Annotated in this window: 14 protein-coding genes; 8 read left to right on the top strand and 6 right to left on the bottom strand. The window is 54.2% G+C overall.

Features of this window, described 5'->3' with window-relative positions; translation table 11 throughout:
* Positions 1–122 precede the first annotated feature (122 nt).
* From AC6I8K_RS10075 to yciH, 4 genes are all read left to right on the top strand, one after another.
* Positions 123–428 carry a LapA family protein gene (locus AC6I8K_RS10075; RefSeq protein WP_483817485.1) on the top strand — a complete coding sequence of 102 codons (306 nt, stop codon included), beginning with the start codon at positions 123–125 and terminating at the stop codon, positions 426–428.
* Positions 429–434: 6 nt separating this feature from the next.
* The gene (lapB, locus tag AC6I8K_RS10070) at positions 435–1,604 is read left to right on the top strand and encodes a lipopolysaccharide assembly protein LapB (RefSeq protein ID WP_497826662.1); all 1,170 of its coding nucleotides are present in this window, start codon (positions 435–437) and stop codon (positions 1,602–1,604) included.
* 202 nt (positions 1,605–1,806) lie between these two features.
* A complete protein-coding gene (gene pyrF / locus AC6I8K_RS10065) occupies positions 1,807–2,514 on the top strand; it encodes an orotidine-5'-phosphate decarboxylase (RefSeq protein WP_497826661.1) in 708 nt (235 codons plus the stop codon).
* Positions 2,514–2,837, top strand: coding sequence for a stress response translation initiation inhibitor YciH (gene yciH / locus AC6I8K_RS10060; RefSeq protein WP_064738806.1), 324 nt, complete (start codon positions 2,514–2,516; stop codon positions 2,835–2,837). The genes pyrF and yciH overlap by 1 nt, the downstream gene beginning before the upstream one ends.
* Before the next feature lie 69 nt (positions 2,838–2,906).
* On the opposite strand, the gene osmB is transcribed toward yciH, so the two are convergent.
* The gene (osmB, locus tag AC6I8K_RS10055) at positions 2,907–3,125 is read right to left on the bottom strand and encodes an osmotically-inducible lipoprotein OsmB (protein ID WP_064738805.1); all 219 of its coding nucleotides are present in this window, start codon (positions 3,123–3,125) and stop codon (positions 2,907–2,909) included.
* A 234-nt stretch (positions 3,126–3,359) separates the two neighbouring features.
* Between osmB and araD the strand changes: the two genes are divergently transcribed.
* The 3 genes from araD (at position 3,360) to AC6I8K_RS10040 (ending at position 6,286) form a co-directional block, all read left to right on the top strand.
* Positions 3,360–4,058 carry an L-ribulose-5-phosphate 4-epimerase gene (gene araD, locus AC6I8K_RS10050; RefSeq protein ID WP_497826660.1) on the top strand — a complete coding sequence of 233 codons (699 nt, stop codon included), beginning with the start codon at positions 3,360–3,362 and terminating at the stop codon, positions 4,056–4,058.
* A gap of 232 nt (positions 4,059–4,290) precedes the next feature.
* A complete protein-coding gene (gene kdgT, locus AC6I8K_RS10045; protein ID WP_497826659.1) occupies positions 4,291–5,274 on the top strand; it encodes a 2-keto-3-deoxygluconate transporter in 984 nt (327 codons plus the stop codon).
* A gap of 145 nt (positions 5,275–5,419) precedes the next feature.
* Positions 5,420–6,286 carry a crotonase/enoyl-CoA hydratase family protein gene (locus AC6I8K_RS10040; protein ID WP_064738802.1) on the top strand — a complete coding sequence of 289 codons (867 nt, stop codon included), beginning with the start codon at positions 5,420–5,422 and terminating at the stop codon, positions 6,284–6,286.
* 15 nt (positions 6,287–6,301) lie between these two features.
* Here the strand turns inward: AC6I8K_RS10040 and pdeR are convergent, their stop codons facing one another.
* From pdeR to AC6I8K_RS10015, 5 genes are all read right to left on the bottom strand, one after another.
* Positions 6,302–8,287, bottom strand: a complete 1,986-nt coding sequence (gene pdeR / locus AC6I8K_RS10035; protein WP_497826658.1) for a cyclic di-GMP phosphodiesterase — start codon at positions 8,285–8,287, stop codon at positions 6,302–6,304.
* Positions 8,288–8,443: 156 nt separating this feature from the next.
* Positions 8,444–8,740, bottom strand: a complete 297-nt coding sequence (locus AC6I8K_RS10030; RefSeq protein ID WP_483817479.1) for a YbdD/YjiX family protein — start codon at positions 8,738–8,740, stop codon at positions 8,444–8,446.
* Positions 8,733–10,799: a carbon starvation CstA family protein gene (locus AC6I8K_RS10025; RefSeq protein WP_483817478.1), complete on the bottom strand. Its 2,067-nt coding sequence runs from the start codon at positions 10,797–10,799 to the stop codon at positions 8,733–8,735. Before AC6I8K_RS10025 ends, AC6I8K_RS10030 begins: the two co-directional genes overlap by 8 nt.
* 184 nt (positions 10,800–10,983) lie before the next feature.
* Complete coding sequence (locus AC6I8K_RS10020; RefSeq protein ID WP_497826657.1) at positions 10,984–12,918, bottom strand: exoribonuclease II; 1,935 nt, start codon at positions 12,916–12,918, stop codon at positions 10,984–10,986.
* Between the two features lie 124 nt (positions 12,919–13,042).
* Positions 13,043–15,349 (bottom strand): FdhF/YdeP family oxidoreductase, encoded by a 2,307-nt coding sequence (locus AC6I8K_RS10015; protein ID WP_483817476.1) that lies wholly within the window; start codon positions 15,347–15,349, stop codon positions 13,043–13,045.
* Positions 15,350–15,584: 235 nt separating this feature from the next.
* Here AC6I8K_RS10015 and AC6I8K_RS10010 point away from each other — a divergent pair, with 235 nt between their 5' ends.
* Positions 15,585–17,174: a PTS transporter subunit EIIC gene (locus AC6I8K_RS10010; protein ID WP_497826656.1), complete on the top strand. Its 1,590-nt coding sequence runs from the start codon at positions 15,585–15,587 to the stop codon at positions 17,172–17,174.
* Positions 17,175–17,202: the final 28 nt, after the last annotated feature.

Genomic DNA, 17,202 nt, shown 5'->3' with positions numbered 1-17,202 from the left:
TGTTCGTCCCCATATGATTGATTGTGCTTGCAGAAAAAAGCGTTAACAGATGTGGGGATAAGCAGCATCGACGGCGGTTTTTTGGCATACTTCTATTGGATAACCTCTCGACAGGACGCATTGTGAAATATTTGCTCATTTTTCTCGTGGTATTGGTCATTTTCATCATCTCCGTCACGCTTGGAGCGCATAACGATCAAATCATCACCTTTAACTATCTGCTAGCGCAGGGCGAATTCCGCATTTCAACATTGCTCGCCAGTCTGTTTGGCGCTGGATTCCTGCTGGGATGGGCGATTTGCGGTCTGTTCTGGTTGCGCTTACGTGTTTCTCTTGCCAACGCGCAGCGCAAACTCAAACGTATGCAGGCTCAGAATGAACAATCTAACGCCGTGACCCCATCACCAACTGCCAGTCGTCGGGATTAATTTTCGATGCTTGAATTGCTGTTTCTGCTTCTTCCTGTTGCTGCGGCGTATGGCTGGTATATGGGCCGTCGCAGCGCGCATCATGATAAGCAACAGGAAGCCAATCGCCTGTCGCGTGATTATGTGACCGGGGTGAATTTCCTGCTGTCCAATCAACAGGACAAAGCGGTTGACCTCTTTCTTGATATGTTGAAAGAGGACAGCGGTACCGTCGAGGCGCATCTCACGCTGGGTAACCTGTTTCGTTCGCGCGGTGAAGTTGACCGCGCCATTCGTATTCACCAATCTCTGATGGAAAGTGCCTCGCTCAGTTATGAGCAGCGCTTACTGGCGATCCAACAACTCGGCCGTGATTACATGGCGGCGGGACTGTACGACCGAGCCGAAGATATGTTTGGGCAATTGGTGGACGAGACCGATTTCCGCATCGGCGCTTTACAGCAGTTATTGTTGATTCATCAGGCAACCAGCGACTGGCAAAAAGCCATCGAAGTGGCGGAAAAGCTGGTTAAGCTCGGCAAAGACAAGCAAAAAGGCGAAATTGCCCATTTCTATTGTGAACTGGCGTTGCAGGCGTTAAGCAGTGACGACCTCGATCGTGGGATGAGCTTGTTGAAGAAGGGCGAGTCTGCGGACCATCAGAGCGCACGCGTTTCAATCATGATGGGCCGGATATTAATGGAGCAGGGCGAGTACGGCAAAGCCGCTAGCCGACTGCAGCGCGTACTTGAGCAGGACAAAGAGCTGGTGAGCGAAACCTTGCCGATGCTGGAAACGTGCTATCAGCGCCTGAACCAACCTGAAAACTGGGCACAATTTTTACAACGCTGTGTCGATGAAAACACCGGCGCCGCAGCTGAGCTTTATCTTTCTGATATTCTTGAGCAGCAGCAGGGCCCGGAGGCGGCACAGCTGTATATCAATCGTCAGCTTCAACGTCACCCGACCATGCGCGTGTTCCATCGTTTGATGGATTTCCACTTACATGAGGCTGAAGATGGACGGGCGAAAGAGAGCCTGATGGTCCTGCGCGACATGGTTGGCGAGCAGATCCGCACTAAGCCGCGTTATCGTTGCCAGAAATGCGGCTTCACAGCGCATGCACTCTATTGGCATTGCCCATCTTGTCGCGCCTGGTCATCGGTTAAACCTATCCGTGGACTCGACGGCCAATAATGGCCGAATTTTTTGTCGTTTCATCCCTTATTAGTTACAACATACTTATATGTTTAAAAATAAAAACCACCTCAGCAATGTGCAGTTAGCCGTCGAACAGATAAGTAATGGCGGCAGCGTGATTGTCGGCACCGGCCTGCGCAGGTAGAATGCTTGCCGTTTGTCCATCGCGCCCGCGGGTGCCTGTCACTGAGGAAACGTTATGCCTGTAACCACTTCACCTATTCTGGTGGCACTCGACTATCATGATCTCAACAGCGCACTGCAATTTGTAGATCGCCTCGACCCGAGCCAGTGTCGCCTGAAAGTGGGCAAAGAGATGTTCACGTTGTTTGGCCCGTCGGTGGTGAAAACGATTCAGGAACGCGGTTTCGACGTGTTCCTCGATCTCAAATTTCATGATATTCCGAACACCACCGCACATGCGGTAGCAGCAGCAGCAGATCTTGGCGTATGGATGGTCAACGTACACGCGAGCGGCGGTGCGCGCATGATGAACGCAGCACGTGAAGCACTGGTGCCGTTTGGTGATGATGCGCCCCTGCTAATTGCCGTCACCGTGTTGACCAGCATGGATGAAGACGATCTTAAAGGTTTAGGTATTACCTTATCTCCGGCTCAGCAGGCTGAGCGTCTGGCGCGTTTAACCCGCGATTGCGGTCTGGACGGCGTAGTTTGCTCAGCGCAGGAAGCCGCGCACTTCAAGCAGGTGATAGGTCAGGATTTCGCGCTGGTTACCCCCGGTATTCGCCCGGCTGGCAGCGACGCTGGCGATCAGCGACGTATTATGACGCCGCAGCAGGCAAAACTCGCTGGCGTGGATTATATGGTTATCGGGCGTCCGATCACCCAATCCGCTGACCCGGCAGCAACATTGCAGCACATCCTGCACAGTTTACAGGAGGCGTAATGGCTCAGGACAATCGCTTAGTGTATTCGACCGATACGGGTCGAATTACGCATGAAGAAGAGAAAGCGCCGCGACCAAAAGGCGATGGTATTGTGCGTATTCAGCGCCAAACCAGCGGACGCAAAGGGAAGGGCGTGTGTCTGGTAACGGGTATCGATCTGGATGATAGCGCGCTCGAAAAACTGGCGGCCGAACTGAAGAAAAAGTGTGGTTGCGGTGGGGCAGTCAAAGACGGTGTGATTGAGATTCAGGGCGATAAACGCGATGTGATAAAAACGTTGCTGGAAGCCAAAGGTATGAAAGTCAAACTGGCTGGTGGTTGAATAAGTTCGGGCCACTTTATAAGTGGCCCGTTATTAAGTAGATGCGCTGCGTAGCCTGATAATTATAATTTATTTGCTAATCTGATGGCCGATGATGCCGCCGACAGCGGCGCCGCCTACAGTTCCGAGTCCACTACCGTTGGTCAGCACTGAACCACCAATGGCACCGGCACCCGCACCAATTGCGGTATTTCGGTCGCGTTTTGACCAATTTGAGCAGCCGCTCAGAGCGACAACTAATGTTGTTGCCAATATGGCAGCAGTAAGGCGCTTCATTGTTGTAGTCATTAACTTCTCCTTGAATGTTAACAGCGAGGTAACACCATAAGTATAGATGTTACGCCTCACTCGTCATTTTAAAACGGACCTTTTAATTCACGTTTTGACATGTATTCGGACGAATCCTGTCCCACACTTTTACAGCCTCAGCCACTTTCCGCCGCTTTTACAGCCATTCCTTCCATAACGTTTTTTCTGCCTGCTCCGCACAATTTAGCTATCACAGATTGCAGGAGAGAAAACATGCTGGAAGCGTTAAAACAGCAGGTGCTGGAAGCCAACCTCGATTTACCTCGCTATAACTTGGTCACCTTTACATGGGGCAATGTCAGCGCTGTGGACCGCGAGCGCGGCTTATTGGTGATCAAACCGTCCGGCGTAAAATACGAACAGATGCAGCGCGACGACATGGTCGTCGTTGACCTCGCAAGCGGGGATGTTGTTGAAGGTAAAATGCGTCCGTCTTCAGATACCGCGACGCATCGTGCGCTCTATCTCGCCTGGCCCGAGATCGGCGGCATCGTGCATACACACTCGCGTCACGCTACCATTTGGGCACAGGCCGGACGCGAAATCATCGCGCTTGGAACCACCCACGCCGATGATTTTTACGGCACCATCCCTTGCACACGTCAGATGAAGCGTGAAGAGATTGAACAGGAATATGAGTGGAACACCGGTCAGGTGATTATCGAGACCTTTGCACAGCAAGGCATTGAACCAACCGCCATTCCCGCCGCACTGGTCAATTCGCACGGTCCCTTTGCCTGGGGAAAAGATGCGCTTGCTGCAGTACACAGTGCGGTGGTCTTAGAAGAGGTGGCCTACATGGCGCTGCATACTGAACAGCTGCGTACTGAGATACCGCCGATTTCGCAAACGCTACTTGATCTGCACTACCTGCGTAAACACGGTAAAAATGCGTGGTATGGACAGAACTGATCGACAGTGGACACTCAGGCGCCTGTGGGCGCCTTTCTTTTTTTAGTTCTTATCGTCTGGTATGGCGATGCCCATCATAAATGCAAAATGATTTATCAATAAAAATAAAACAGTGTTTCATAAATGGATTTGCGATCACTTTTTTCCCCTTCACCAATCGTTATCTTGCTCGCCATGCCATCCGGCAAATCATAACAGCACCTCCCTCTGGCTCAGTTAAGGTGACACAATTATGCATATCAAACGTGCAATCGATAAGATTCCTGGCGGCATGATGCTCATTCCGCTGTTTTTGGGCGCGCTGTGCCATACATTTTCTCCAGGCGCAGGTAAATACTTCGGCTCTTTCACCAACGGCTTAATGACCGGTACCGTTCCGATTCTGGCAGTATGGTTCTTCTGCATGGGCGCATCCATCAAGCTCAGCGCCACGGGTACGGTGCTGCGTAAGTCGGGCACGCTGGTGCTCACCAAAATTGCGGTGGCATGGGTTGTCGCAGCAATTGCTTCACGTGTGATGCCGGAAAACGGTGTAGAAGTGGGCATGTTTGCCGGACTCTCCACATTGGCTTTAGTGGCGGCGATGGATATGACCAATGGCGGCTTATACGCCTCAATAATGCAGCAATATGGCTCGAAAGAAGAGGCAGGCGCATTTGTATTGATGTCATTGGAGTCGGGGCCGTTAATGACGATGGTGATTCTCGGCACCGCGGGTATTGCTTCGTTCGAGCCGCACGTGTTTGTTGGCGCGGTATTGCCGTTTATCGTCGGTTTTGCGTTGGGTAACCTGGATCCAGAACTGCGTGAGTTCTTTGGCAAAGCGGTGCACACGTTAATTCCGTTCTTTGCCTTCGCCTTGGGTAATACGATTGACCTGGGTGTCATCGCACAAACGGGCTTACTGGGGATTATGCTCGGTGTCGCCGTCATTATCGTCACCGGTATCCCGCTGATTATCGCCGACCGCCTGATCGGTGGCGGCGATGGTACTGCCGGGATTGCGGCCTCCAGCACCGCCGGAGCTGCAGTCGCGACACCGGTGTTGATTGCTGAGATGCTGCCCCAGTTTAAACCGATCGCACCTGCCGCCACTGCGTTGGTCGCCACGTCAGTGATTGTGACCTCCGTCATTGTGCCCATCATCACCGCCGTTTATTCGCGACGCGTTAAGCGTTCTCATGTTGCCGTGGGGCAACACGCAGCCATCAAGTAAGCCCGCTAATGCTTCCCCGGCCGCTGGTCGGGGATATCTCTGGATTTTGCTTTATAAATCAATCTCTCATTTGGTCTGGCCTCACTCTGGATTACGCTGATGTGGCGTTTAACGCACTACATAAACATAAACAGAGGATGAGACAATGACAGTAATTAACCAACCGACATGCAGACTGTTCACCGAAGTTGGACAAACCACACAGCTCGCCGCCTACTATGAAGAGGGCCGACGCACGATGTGGATGATGCTGCGCGCTCAACCCCGTCCGAGTTTCAACCATGAACTGATTGAGGAGATCATGAACCTGAGCTATTCCGCTCAGCGTTCCGGTTTGCCGATTGATTTCTGGGTGACGGGATCGTTAGTGCCACAGATGTTCAATGCCGGCGGCGATTTGCGCTTCTTTGTCGAATGCATTCGCAACAACCGTCGCGAAGCATTGCGTGCCTATGCGCGAGCCTGCGTCGACTGCATCCACTCCGCGGCGCGGGGTTTCGATACCGGTGCAGTCACGCTGGCAATGATTGAAGGCAGTGCGCTGGGCGGCGGCTTTGAAGCGGCGCTAGCGCATCACTTTATTCTGGCGCAGAACAGCGCACGCATGGGGTTCCCGGAGATCGCGTTCAACCTGTTCCCGGGCATGGGCGGCTACTCTTTAGTCGCGCGTCGATCGGGTATGAAGCTGGCGGAAGAGCTGATTTGTGAAGGGGAATCGCACAGCGCGGAATGGTATGAAACACGAGGTCTGGTCGACAAAGTGTTCCAGCCCGGCGATGCTTACCGCACCACGCGGACCTTTATCGATACGTTACGGCCGAAGCTCAACGGCGTGCGTGCGATGCTGAAAGCGCGTCAACGCGTATTGCAGTTATCACGCGCCGAGTTGATGGATATCACGGAGGATTGGGTCGACTATGCCTTCACACTGGAGCCAAAAGACATTGCTTACATGGAACGACTGGTACAACTGCAGAACCGTCATAGCGCATCCTTGCGCAAAGCCGGTTAATCTCGCAGACCAGCGTTAAACGCGGGCAGGATGCTTAGCCAGCCAATGCCCGAGCTGTTCTGCGGGCATTGGTTTTGCATAATAATAACCTTGACGCCCATCGACACCGTTGGCCATCACAAACTTCTCTTCAGCTTTAGTTTCAATGCCTTCGGCAATCACCTGCAGCTTAAGGGCTTTGGCAACCGCGACAATCGCACGGACCAGCGACTGCGCAACAGGTTGCTTGTTGATATTACGCACAAAACTCTGATCCAGTTTAATGGCATCAATAGGGATACGCGCCAGCTGGGACAGCGAGGAGTAACCGGTACCAAAATCATCAAGATGAATTTGCGCACCCAGTTCCTGGAACTGTTTCATCAACATCAGCGCGCCGGCCTCATTCTCGATTAAACAGCTTTCTGTTAGTTCGATATCAATCGGACAATCTTTCAGCCCAGCTTCATTCAGCGCCTGCTTCAGGTCAGTGTAAATGCTTTGATCAATCAGTTGCTTAGCGGAGACATTAACCGCGACGCGCAGATAGATGCCTTCGCTGCGCCATTTAATAACCTGCTGCAGCACATTGAGCATCACCCAGCGGCCCAAAGGCACAATCAAACCGGATTCTTCGGCATACGAGATAAAATCACCCGGCGGCACCAAACCGCGTTCTGGTGAATTCCAGCGCACCAGTGCCTCAGCGCTCAGCACGTCGCCCTCGGCATTGAGCTTCGGCTGGTAATGCACCACCAGATGATCCAGTTCGAGTGCTTTGCGCAGGTTGGTATCGAGCCAAAGATACTCAAACACACGCTGATTCATTTCGTTAGCGAACACGCAGAATTTGCCGCGTCCATTCTCTTTGGCGTGATACATCGCGGTATCGGCATTCCGAATCAAGCTTTCGCGGTCCTCGCCATGTAGCGGGGCAAGGGCGATACCAAGTGAGCATCCGCTGTAAACCTCGATCAGGCCGATACGGAACGGCTGACGCAGGCGCTCGAGAATGCGCGATGCCATCGCTTCCAGCGCCGCCTGGCTGGTGTGTTCCGCCAGCACCACAAATTCATCCCCGCCAAGGCGCGCCAGCGTCTGGTCTTTGCCCAGGCAGCTGAGAATCGCCAGTGACACGGCTTGCAGCAGCTGATCGCCAAACATATGGCCGTAAGCGTCGTTCACCTTCTTAAAATTGTCTAAATCAAGGTAAACCACGCCGGTTTGACTGCCATTCGCCAGCTCCAGTGCCAGACTAATCTGCTGATGAATAGCATTGCGATTAGGTAAACCGGTCACCGTATCGGTATTGGCTAACACGCGTAGGCGTTCCTGAGCTCGGCGCTCTTCAGTAATGTCGGTTCCTGAACAGATGAGGAAAATTTCATTTTTCCCGCTACCGCTGTGAACGAACTTATTACGAAACAGAAACAGTCGCTGACCTTTACGGGTTTTTATCCAGCGCTCAACTTCGTAAGAACTGCCTTCACGGAAGAAACCGGCGATATTGCGGCGTGACGCCTGCGCTTCCTGCTTGGTCATAAACAGCTGGAATACGTTGCGGCCAATCACTTCCTGCTCTTTCAGCCCGGTGTACTCTTCACTCAGGCGATTGAAGCGCTGAATGTTGCCGCGTTGATCGAGAATGACAATGACTGAATTCGCTTCAGAAACCACTTGTTCTGCGAACGACAAGCCTAGCGTCAAATCGCGCGCGACAGCCGACGTATCGCCCCAGGCAGAAGAGGTGCCTGCCCAGGTAGATTGATTGACTTTGCGGCCGACGAAATGCATCGGAACGGGCTCGCCATGCAGTGACAGCGTGAGGTTAATACTTGAGGTAATGACCGTCATCGCACGTAATAAACTGGCTTGTGCGGGAGTAAGCGGAACCGCCATGTTGGTGTTCGCGTTCTCATCTTCGGCAAAATGCAGAGCATCACTATCTGAAGTTAAACGCCAATGAGGGCTGGTGGTGCCAAACAAGGTATATAGCAATGTTTGCCCTTGTTCATCGGTCATGGAAACTTCCTCCGGGGGAATGCTCAGCGGGCGGTATCTCATTATTTTAGCAACAGTATTCAACCTCCTGCGCCAGCACAAGATGCAATTCAATTATATTTTTGTTTTTACTAAAGAATGGCACGAAAAAGCCCCGACAAGCGGGGCTGAAGTGTTTTAGCACGGGCACTTACCCAGTTTTCCGGCCTGGCTGGGAAAGCGTGCATCGAGGCAATGACGGTGAAAAGCGCGCTCATCCATCGGGGCGAGAGTTGGATGATGTTCACGCATATGCTTCAGATAAGTTTGATAGTCATGAACGCCGACCATTAAACGAAAACTTTGCTGCAAACCCTGCCAGATGCGCTGCCAGCGCGTAAGATTTTGCCCAGATGCTGCGGGTGCGATTGGTAAGCACTGCTGAATATGCCACGCGCCGGTCGGTTTTCTCCAATGATAAATGGACTCAGACATTTCTCACCTCTTTACGCAATGAGATCTCGGATTCATGGGTGGTTGGCACCGCACTGTTGAGCGCACGACGAATCACAAAGAACGCTGCCACCAGCATGGTCACGGCCACCAGCATAAAGAAGGCGCACAGGGCCGCGTTAATTTGATTGCTGAAGACGATGGTTTGCATGTCGGCGACGGTTTTGGCGGGCGCGATGACGATACCGTCATCAATCCCTTTGCGGAACTTGTTGGCCTGCGCAAGGAAACCAATCGACGGCTTCTCATGGAAGATCTTCTGCCAGCCAGCGGTCATTGAGGTAATAAACAACCAGGCGGTGGGAATAATCGTCACCCATGCGTAACGCTGCTTCTTCATTTTAAACAGCACCACGGTGCCGAGTATCAGCGCCATCGACGCCAGCATCTGGTTACCGATACCAAACAGCGGCCACAGGGTATTAATACCGCCTAATGGGTCGACGACGCCCTGATAGACGAAGAACCCCCAGCCCGCAACAGCGACGGTGGTGCCCGCCATATTGCCCAACCATGAACGGTTATTGGCCATCGACGGCACTACAGTGCCCACCAGATCCTGCACCATAAAGCGACAGGCGCGAGTACCGGCATCAACAGCGGTCAGAATAAACAGTGCTTCAAACAGAATGGCAAAATGGTACCAGAACGCCATCATCGCGCGGCTGTTAAACACGTCGGTGATGATATGCGCCATGCCCACCGCGAAGGTGGGTGCGCCACCGGCACGCGAAAGAATAGTGCTTTCGCCAACGTCTCGCGCAATACCACTTAGCATCTCTGGTGTTACCACAAAGCCCCAGCCGTTAATTGCCTGCGAAGCACTTTCTACCGTGGTACCAATCAATGCAGCGGGTGAGTTCATGGCAAAGTAGACGCCCGGATCGAGCACTGAAGCGCAAATCAGCGCCATAATCGCCACGAACGATTCCATCAGCATTGCGCCATAGCCGATAAAGCGGATATGACTTTCGCGCTCGACCAACTTCGGTGTGGTGCCGCTTGAGACCAGCGCATGGAAACCCGAAATTGCGCCACAGGCGATGGTGATAAACAGGAACGGGAATAGCGCACCGGAGAACACCGGCCCAGTGCCATCAATAAATTTGGTCACTGCAGGCATCTTCATCTCAGGCATGGCAAACAGAATGCCGATCGCCAGGCCGATGATGACGCCGATTTTCAGGAAGGTGGAGAGATAATCGCGCGGTGCCAGCAGCAGCCACACTGGCAGCGAAGAGGCGATAAAACCGTAGATTACCAGCACCCACGTCAACTCCGTGCCTTTCAGCGTGAACAGCGGGCCCCAATAGGGATCGGCTGCCACGTTGCCGCCGTAGATGATTGCCGCCATCATCAGCACAAAGCCGATTATCGATACTTCCGCGATTTTACCCGGGCGCAGGAAACGCATATACACGCCCATAAACAGCGCAATCGGAATGGTCGCGGCAATAGTAAACAAGCCCCACGGACTGTTGGCCAGCGCCTTCACTACCACCAAAGCCAGCGCCGAGAGAATGATGATCATCACGCCCAGTGCGCCCAGCATGGTGACCACACCGGCGAACGAACCCAGTTCCTGACGCGCCATCTCGCCAAGCGAGCGGCCATCACGGCGGGTCGAGATAAACAGAATCAGGAAGTCCTGCACCGCGCCAGCAAACATCACACCGACCAAAATCCAGATGGTGCCAGGCAAAAAGCCCATTTGCGCCGCGAGGATCGGGCCAACCAACGGGCCCGCACCCGCAATCGCTGCAAAGTGGTGGCCAAACAGCACCCATTTATTGGTGGGTACATAATCGAGGCCGTCGCTTAAACGCTCCGCCGGCGTACGGCGACGGTCATCCAGCTCAAAAATACGTTTAGAGATAAACAGGCTGTAAAAGCGATAGGCAATGCTGTAGCAGGCGACAGAGGCAATCACCAGCCAGACAGCGTTGACGTGTTCGCCACGGCTGAGGGCCAGCATGGCAAAGGCGCCCGCGCCAACTAACGCCACCGCTAACCAGGTAACACTGGTTTTGACGTTGTTCATGAGTTAACTCCTTGTAGAGACCGGTAAAAGAGGCGATCGAATACAACAAGTTAAAAGTAATGTAATGAATTGTTAACGACAGGCGAAGGCACGAGAAGTGTGAAGCGGAATGCAAATTTAACATTTGCTAAAGCGGACAGAGAGAAATGCGGGATAACGGCTGTTATCCCGCACGTATTCATGCTCAGACGGCTGGGCGAGCAACCACGCTGCGCGTTTCCATGCGTACTTCAGCGATGGTCACATCAATGATGTCAGTTACGCGGTAAGCGACTTCACCTTTAATTTGCACAGTGCCGCTTTCCTGTGAGCACACTAGCTCATCACGCACCGCGTGGATGAATGGCGCAGGGATGAAGGCCACCGCACCATTTTCCTGTAAACGGACGCGCATCCCGCCACGTGACACGTCGATGATTTCGGCGCTGAACTTGCGGTCGGTACCGGCGAACGGCGCGAGGAAGCGTGCGTAGAGCCAGTCGCCGACATCGCGTTCTGCCATGCGGTTGAGACGTCGACGTTCGCTCATGATGGTTGTCAGCGCATCCTGCGGACGGGCAGTGCTGTCGCCGCGCACAATCGCTTTCAGCAAACGATGGTTAATCATGTCGCCGAACTTACGAATCGGCGAAGTCCAGGTTGCGTAGGCGTCAAGACCGAGGCCGAAATGGGGGCCCGGTTCGGTGCCGACTTCGGCAAACGACTGGAAGCGACGAATACGGCTGTCGAGATACTGGGTAGGTTGCGCATCGAGTTCACGACGCAGCTGACGGAAGCCTTCCAGCGTCGTGATCGCCTGCGGATCAACCGTGATGCCATGGCCGGCCAGCACGCCAGCGGCCTGCTCAGCATTGGCCAGATCAAAACCGGTGTGCAGGTTGTAGATCCCGAAGCCCAGTTTCTCCTGCAGCACTTTCGCGGCACAGACGTTAGCCAGAATCATTGACTCTTCAACGATTTTATTCGCGATGCGGCGTGGTTCGGAGATGATATCCAGCACTTCGCCTTTCTCACCCAGAACAAAACGGTAGTCCGGACGATCCTTAAACACCAGCGCGTGGGTTTGACGCCATTCACTGCGCGCCAGACAAACCTGATGCAGCAGGCGAATCTGCTGAGCAATGGCGTCGTTCTCAGGCTGCCAGCTGCCGCTGTTTTCCAGCCAATCGGAAACGTCGTCATACACCAGCTTAGCTTTGGACTCGATCCACGCGGCAAAGAAATGGGCGTCATCGGCCAGGCTGCCATCTTTCAACACGGTAACGCGGCACGCCAGCGCTGGGCGACGCTCGTTCGGACGCAGTGAGCAGACGTCGTCAGAGAGTTCGCGTGGCAGCATCGGGATGTTAAAGCCCGGAAGATAGTTGGTGAAAGCGCGTTTTGACGCCAGCTTATCCAGCTCGCTGCCTTCCGGCACGTATGCGGTTGGATCGGCGATTGCGATGGTCAGAATCAGTTTGCCATCGCTGGCTTCTTCCACGTACAGCGCATCATCCATATCCTGGGTGCTGGCGCTGTCGATGGTGACGAAATTCAACGCAGTGAGATCTTCACGCTGCAAATTTTCGTCGAGCATCTCACCAAAACCAACGTCCGGAGCCTGACGTTCGAGGTTATGGCGCGACAGTGTGACCCACCACGGTGCGAGATGATCGTCCGCCGTGACAATGAACTCGGTCAGTTCGGCATAGAAACCGCGATCGCCTTTCAGCGGGTGACGGCGCATTTCCGCCACCGCCCAATCACCGTTCTGGAAATCGTGGGTTACGCCACGTTCGGCGCGGCACTGAATCGCGTCTTTCAACAGCGGATGATCCGGCACAATGGACAGACGATCGTCTTTTTTCTGCACGCGGCCGACAAAGCGGGTCAGGAACGGCTCAACCAGGGTTTCCGGCTCGGCACTCTCGCGGTCTTTATCGGTGTGGATCACGGCAGAAATGCGGTCGCCGTGCATCACTTTCTTCATCTGCGGTGGCGGAATGAAGTAGCTTTTCTGGGCGTCAACTTCAAGGAAGCCAAAGCCTTTTTCCGTACCTTTAACAACACCTTCGACGCGCGGAGTCTGCGCGTGAAGCTTCTCTTTAAGCTGCGCGAGCAGCGGATTATCCTGGAACATAATTTATATAGTTTCGTGGCCTAAGAGCGGCTGACAGTTTTACGCGAATCGCGTGCGCGCGGCAAGGCCAAAACAGGCTAAAAAGCCGCTTTACGCGGCTTTTTACCTTCTGATAACGCTTTGGTCAGGCGATACGTTGTGAGGGTGCAGCGGCGGTTAATGCCAGCTTCACCGGTACCGATTTTGAGGTCGGGGTGCCGCTGCCGTCGCCAAAGCTGGAGAGCGGCACCAGCGGGTTGGTTTCCGGATAATAAGCCGCAAGATTACCGCGCGGAATGTTATACGGCACCAGCTTGAAACCGCTGACGCGACGGGTCAAACCGTCATTCCACAGCGTCTCAATGTCCACCAGTTGGCCCTCAGCAAAGCCCAGCGACGCCATATCGTCCGGATGGATAAACACCACTTCACGCTGACCATACACGCCGCGATAACGGTCATCGAGGCCGTAAATCGTGGTGTTGTACTGATCGTGTGAACGCAGGGTTTGCAGCGTGAACGGCACCGCAACATCGCCCAACTGCGGGAACAGCGAGGTCGGCAGGGCGGCAGCGCTGAACTCGGCCCGTTTGCTTGGCGTGTTGAAGCGCAACTCGGCCGCCGCGTTACCCAGATAGAAACCGCCTGGCATGTCGCACTTGTTATTAAAATCAGCAAAGCCTGGAATGGTGGCGGCGATGTGATCGCGAATCAAATCATAATTGCCTGCCATCGCCAGCCAGTCGATTTTGTCGCTGCCTAACGTCGCATGAGCAATACCCGCAACAATCGCGGTTTCGGAACGCTGCGTCTCCGCCAATGGAATGCCGACACCTTCTGAGGCGTGCACCATGCTGAAGGAGTCTTCAACGGTAATGTACTGATTGCCGCTTGCCTGGCGATCGCGTTCGGTACGGCCCAGCGTCGGCAGAATCAAACCTTCATGGCCCGGCACCAGATGGCTGCGATTGAGTTTGGTGCTGATGTGCACAGTCAAACCGCAATGCTGCAGCGCTTCTTCGGTTACCGGTGAATCTGGCGCGGCAGCGGCAAGGTTTCCGCCCAACGCAATCAGCACTTTCACTTCGTCACGCAGCATCGCGTTCAGCGCTTCAACGGTGTTATGACCGTGCTCGCGCGGCGGCTCGAAATCAAAATGGGCGCCCAGTGCATCGAGGAAGGGCTTGCCTGGCTTCTCATCAATGCCCATGGTGCGGTTGCCTTGCACATTGCTGTGGCCACGCACCGGACACAGGCCAGCGCCTTTTTTGCCTAACTGACCAAACAGCAGCTGCAGGTTAGTAATTTCGCGCACGGTATCAACCGAGTGTTTATGCTGGGTAATGCCCATCGCCCAGGTCACGATGACGCGTTCGGCACGTTGATAAATCGTCGCCGCTTCACGAATCTGCACTTCGCTCAGACCGGATTGGCGCACAATATCATCCCAGCGCGTGTTATCTACCGCCGCGAGATAGTCCTCTACGCCTTGCGTATTGGCATCGATAAAGGCTTGATCGAAGATCCCTGTTTCACCGGCCGCCAGGCGTGCACGCTGGCGTTCGAGCAGGGCTTTAACCATGCCGCGAATCGCTGCCATGTCGCCGCCGAGATTCGGTTGGTAATAGGCAGAACTAATCGTACCCGCCTTTGACGTGACAATTTCCAGCGGCTTCTGCGGATCGGCAAACCGTTCCAGACCGCGCTCACGCAGTGTGTTAAAGGTGACGATCTTCGCGCCGTGATCGGCCGCATGGCGCAGGCTGTGCAGCATACGCGGATGGTTGGTGCCCGGATTCTGACCCAGGACGAAAATCGCATCGGCGTGATCAAAATCGTCCAGACGAATGGTGCCTTTACCGACGCCGATACTGCGCTTCAAGCCGGTGCCGCTGGCTTCGTGGCACATGTTGGAGCAGTCAGGGAAGTTGTTGGTGCCCATTACGCGGCCAAAAAGCTGATAAAGCCATGATGCTTCGTTGCTGGCGCGGCCGGAGGTGTAAAGCTCCATTTGGTTCGGGTGATCCATCGCCTGCAGGTGGCGAGCAATCAAGGCTAACGCATCGTCCCAGCTGATCGGTTCGTAGTGGTCGGTGGCGCGGTTGTAGCGCATTGGATGGGTTAAGCGTCCCTGATACTCAAGGAAGTAATCGCTCTGCTGATACAGGGTACTGACGCTGTGTTGGGCAAAAAATTCCGGCTCAACCATACGACGCGTGGCTTCCCACGTCACCGCTTTCGCGCCGTTTTCACAGAAGCTGAAGGTGCTTTTATTATCATCGCCCCAGGCGCATCCGGGGCAGTCAAAACCGCGCGCTTTGTTCATGCGCATCAGGTTGCGCATGTTTTTCAGCGCAGATTTGCTATCAAGGACGAAACGGGTGGTGGCTTCCAATGAACCCCAGCCGCCTGCTGCTGCGCGATAGGGTTGAATCTTACGTTTAAATTTCATAGTTGCAGGCTTATTTGTTTATGAGTTGTTATCAGAATATGTCTTCTGTTAGCGGGAAGTGTGCGTCTCTCTTTAAAAGTTGTCTAATTGATTGGTTTAATGGTGCGATAGGCGGCGCTTATCGTGAAGAACGTGACCTAAGTCAAACTTTCCCGGGTGGTAAGGGGTTGCGGTTACGTGTTGCCGAGATAACTGACTAATAATTGCTCTTTCCATTTTGAAAAGGGCACGCAGCATGAAGAATCTGGCCAGCCAAATTCACGCCTTCGGTAAAGCCTTAATGATGCCGATCTCGGTGATCGCCGCCGCCGGGATCTTTCTCGGGTTAGCCGCCGCGATGCAAAATCCGGCCATCACCGGCGATGCTTTCGCCAATATGCAAGTGCCGCAACTGATCATCGGGTTCATCCGCAAAGTGGCGGGCGCGCTGTTCGCCAATCTGCCGCTGTTTTTTGCCGTGGCCAGCGCTATCGGGCTGGCGAAAGCGGAGAAACCCACGGCGGCGTTTGCCGCCGTCATTGGCTACATCGCCATGAACGTCGGTATCAGCTCAACGCTGGCGTCTAAAGGATTAACGGCGGCGACCACCACGCCAGAAGCGCTGCAGAAAGCGGGCATGGACCAAACCGCGGCGATGATGACGTCGGCCGAATATATCGACATGCTCGGCATCTTCACTTACAACATGAGTGTGCTGGGCGGCGTCATTGCCGGACTAATTACCGTGCTGCTGCATAACCGCTTTTACACTCAGCAGCTGCCGACGGCGATCAGCTTCTTCGGCGGGCGCCGCTTTGTGCCGATTGTCACCGTGGTGGTTCTGCCGCTGGTCGGCGTGCTGCTGGCCTTAATATGGCCGACTATCGGCGCAGGGATCGCGTGGGTGGGGTTGATGATTGGTAAAAGTGGGCAATATGGTGCGTTTCTGCTTGGTACCAGTGAACGCCTGCTGATTCCCACCGGCCTGCATCACATTCTCAATGAAACGGTGCGCTTTACCCCCATTGGCGGCATGGCAACGGTTGATGGGCAAAGCATCGTCGGGGCGCTCAACATCTTCAACACTTCGCTGACACATCCTGGCGTCATCCCGGACGCTACGGTGCGTGGCGCCACGCAGTTTCTTGCCCAGGGCAAAATTCCGGTGATGATGTTTGGCTTGCCGGCCGCTGCGCTGGCGATCTATCACACCGCGCGACCCGAGCATAAACAGCGCGTCAAAGCGCTGGTGTTGGCGGGTGCGCTGACCTCATTCACCACCGGCATCACCGAACCGCTGGAGTTCTGTTTCATCTTCGTTTCGCCGGTGCTGTATATCCTGCATGCGCTGTTAACCGGCCTGTCATTTATGTTGATGTCGATGCTGCATCTGATGATTGGTAACGTGCAGGGCGGCGCGATCGATTTGGTGGTATTCGGCATCCTTGGCGGCAGCAAAACCCATTGGTGGTGGACGATTGTCCTTGGCGTGATTTATGTGCCGATATACTACTACGGCTTCCGTTTTGTCATTACCCGCATGCGCGTGGAAACGCCGGGGCGCGAATCGGACGAGGAGCAGAAACCTGAATTGGTGACCGCCGATGAACGTACCAGAGTGATCATCAGCGGGCTAGGCGGTGAAGCCAATATAGAGGACATCGATTGCTGTTTTACGCGGTTGCGCGTGCGGGTGAAACAGATGAATGAAGTCGTTGATCAAACGCTACTCACTACCGGCGCGAACGGCATTAATCGCGTTAGCGAACATGATGTGCAGGTGATTTACGGTCCGCAGGTCGAGAAGATCGCCAACGACGTAAAAACTGCCCTCGGCGTGGCGTAACGCGCTGTCGCTGCGCGTGGCATCAGCG

Source organism: Pantoea sp. X-Soil-ISGK-421, assembly GCF_059730785.1.
This window is presented reverse-complemented; position numbering and strand designations above follow the sequence as displayed.

Bases quoted from the DNA above. Each gene is read 5' to 3' on its own strand.
- AC6I8K_RS10040 (WP_064738802.1), top strand. From the start codon at position 5,420: ATGACAGTAATTAACCAACCGACATGCAGACTGTTCACCGAAGTTGGA.
- AC6I8K_RS10015 (WP_483817476.1), bottom strand. From the start codon at position 15,349: ATGAAATTTAAACGTAAGATTCAACCCTATCGCGCAGCAGCAGGCGGC.
- yciH (WP_064738806.1), top strand. From the start codon at position 2,514: ATGGCTCAGGACAATCGCTTAGTGTATTCGACCGATACGGGTCGAATT.
- araD (WP_497826660.1), top strand. From the start codon at position 3,360: ATGCTGGAAGCGTTAAAACAGCAGGTGCTGGAAGCCAACCTCGATTTA.
- osmB (WP_064738805.1), bottom strand. From the start codon at position 3,125: ATGACTACAACAATGAAGCGCCTTACTGCTGCCATATTGGCAACAACA.
- AC6I8K_RS10010 (WP_497826656.1), top strand. From the start codon at position 15,585: ATGAAGAATCTGGCCAGCCAAATTCACGCCTTCGGTAAAGCCTTAATG.
- AC6I8K_RS10025 (WP_483817478.1), bottom strand. From the start codon at position 10,799: ATGAACAACGTCAAAACCAGTGTTACCTGGTTAGCGGTGGCGTTAGTT.
- kdgT (WP_497826659.1), top strand. From the start codon at position 4,291: ATGCATATCAAACGTGCAATCGATAAGATTCCTGGCGGCATGATGCTC.
- pyrF (WP_497826661.1), top strand. From the start codon at position 1,807: ATGCCTGTAACCACTTCACCTATTCTGGTGGCACTCGACTATCATGAT.
- lapB (WP_497826662.1), top strand. From the start codon at position 435: ATGCTTGAATTGCTGTTTCTGCTTCTTCCTGTTGCTGCGGCGTATGGC.
- pdeR (WP_497826658.1), bottom strand. From the start codon at position 8,287: ATGACCGATGAACAAGGGCAAACATTGCTATATACCTTGTTTGGCACC.
- AC6I8K_RS10030 (WP_483817479.1), bottom strand. From the start codon at position 8,740: ATGTCTGAGTCCATTTATCATTGGAGAAAACCGACCGGCGCGTGGCAT.
- AC6I8K_RS10020 (WP_497826657.1), bottom strand. From the start codon at position 12,918: ATGTTCCAGGATAATCCGCTGCTCGCGCAGCTTAAAGAGAAGCTTCAC.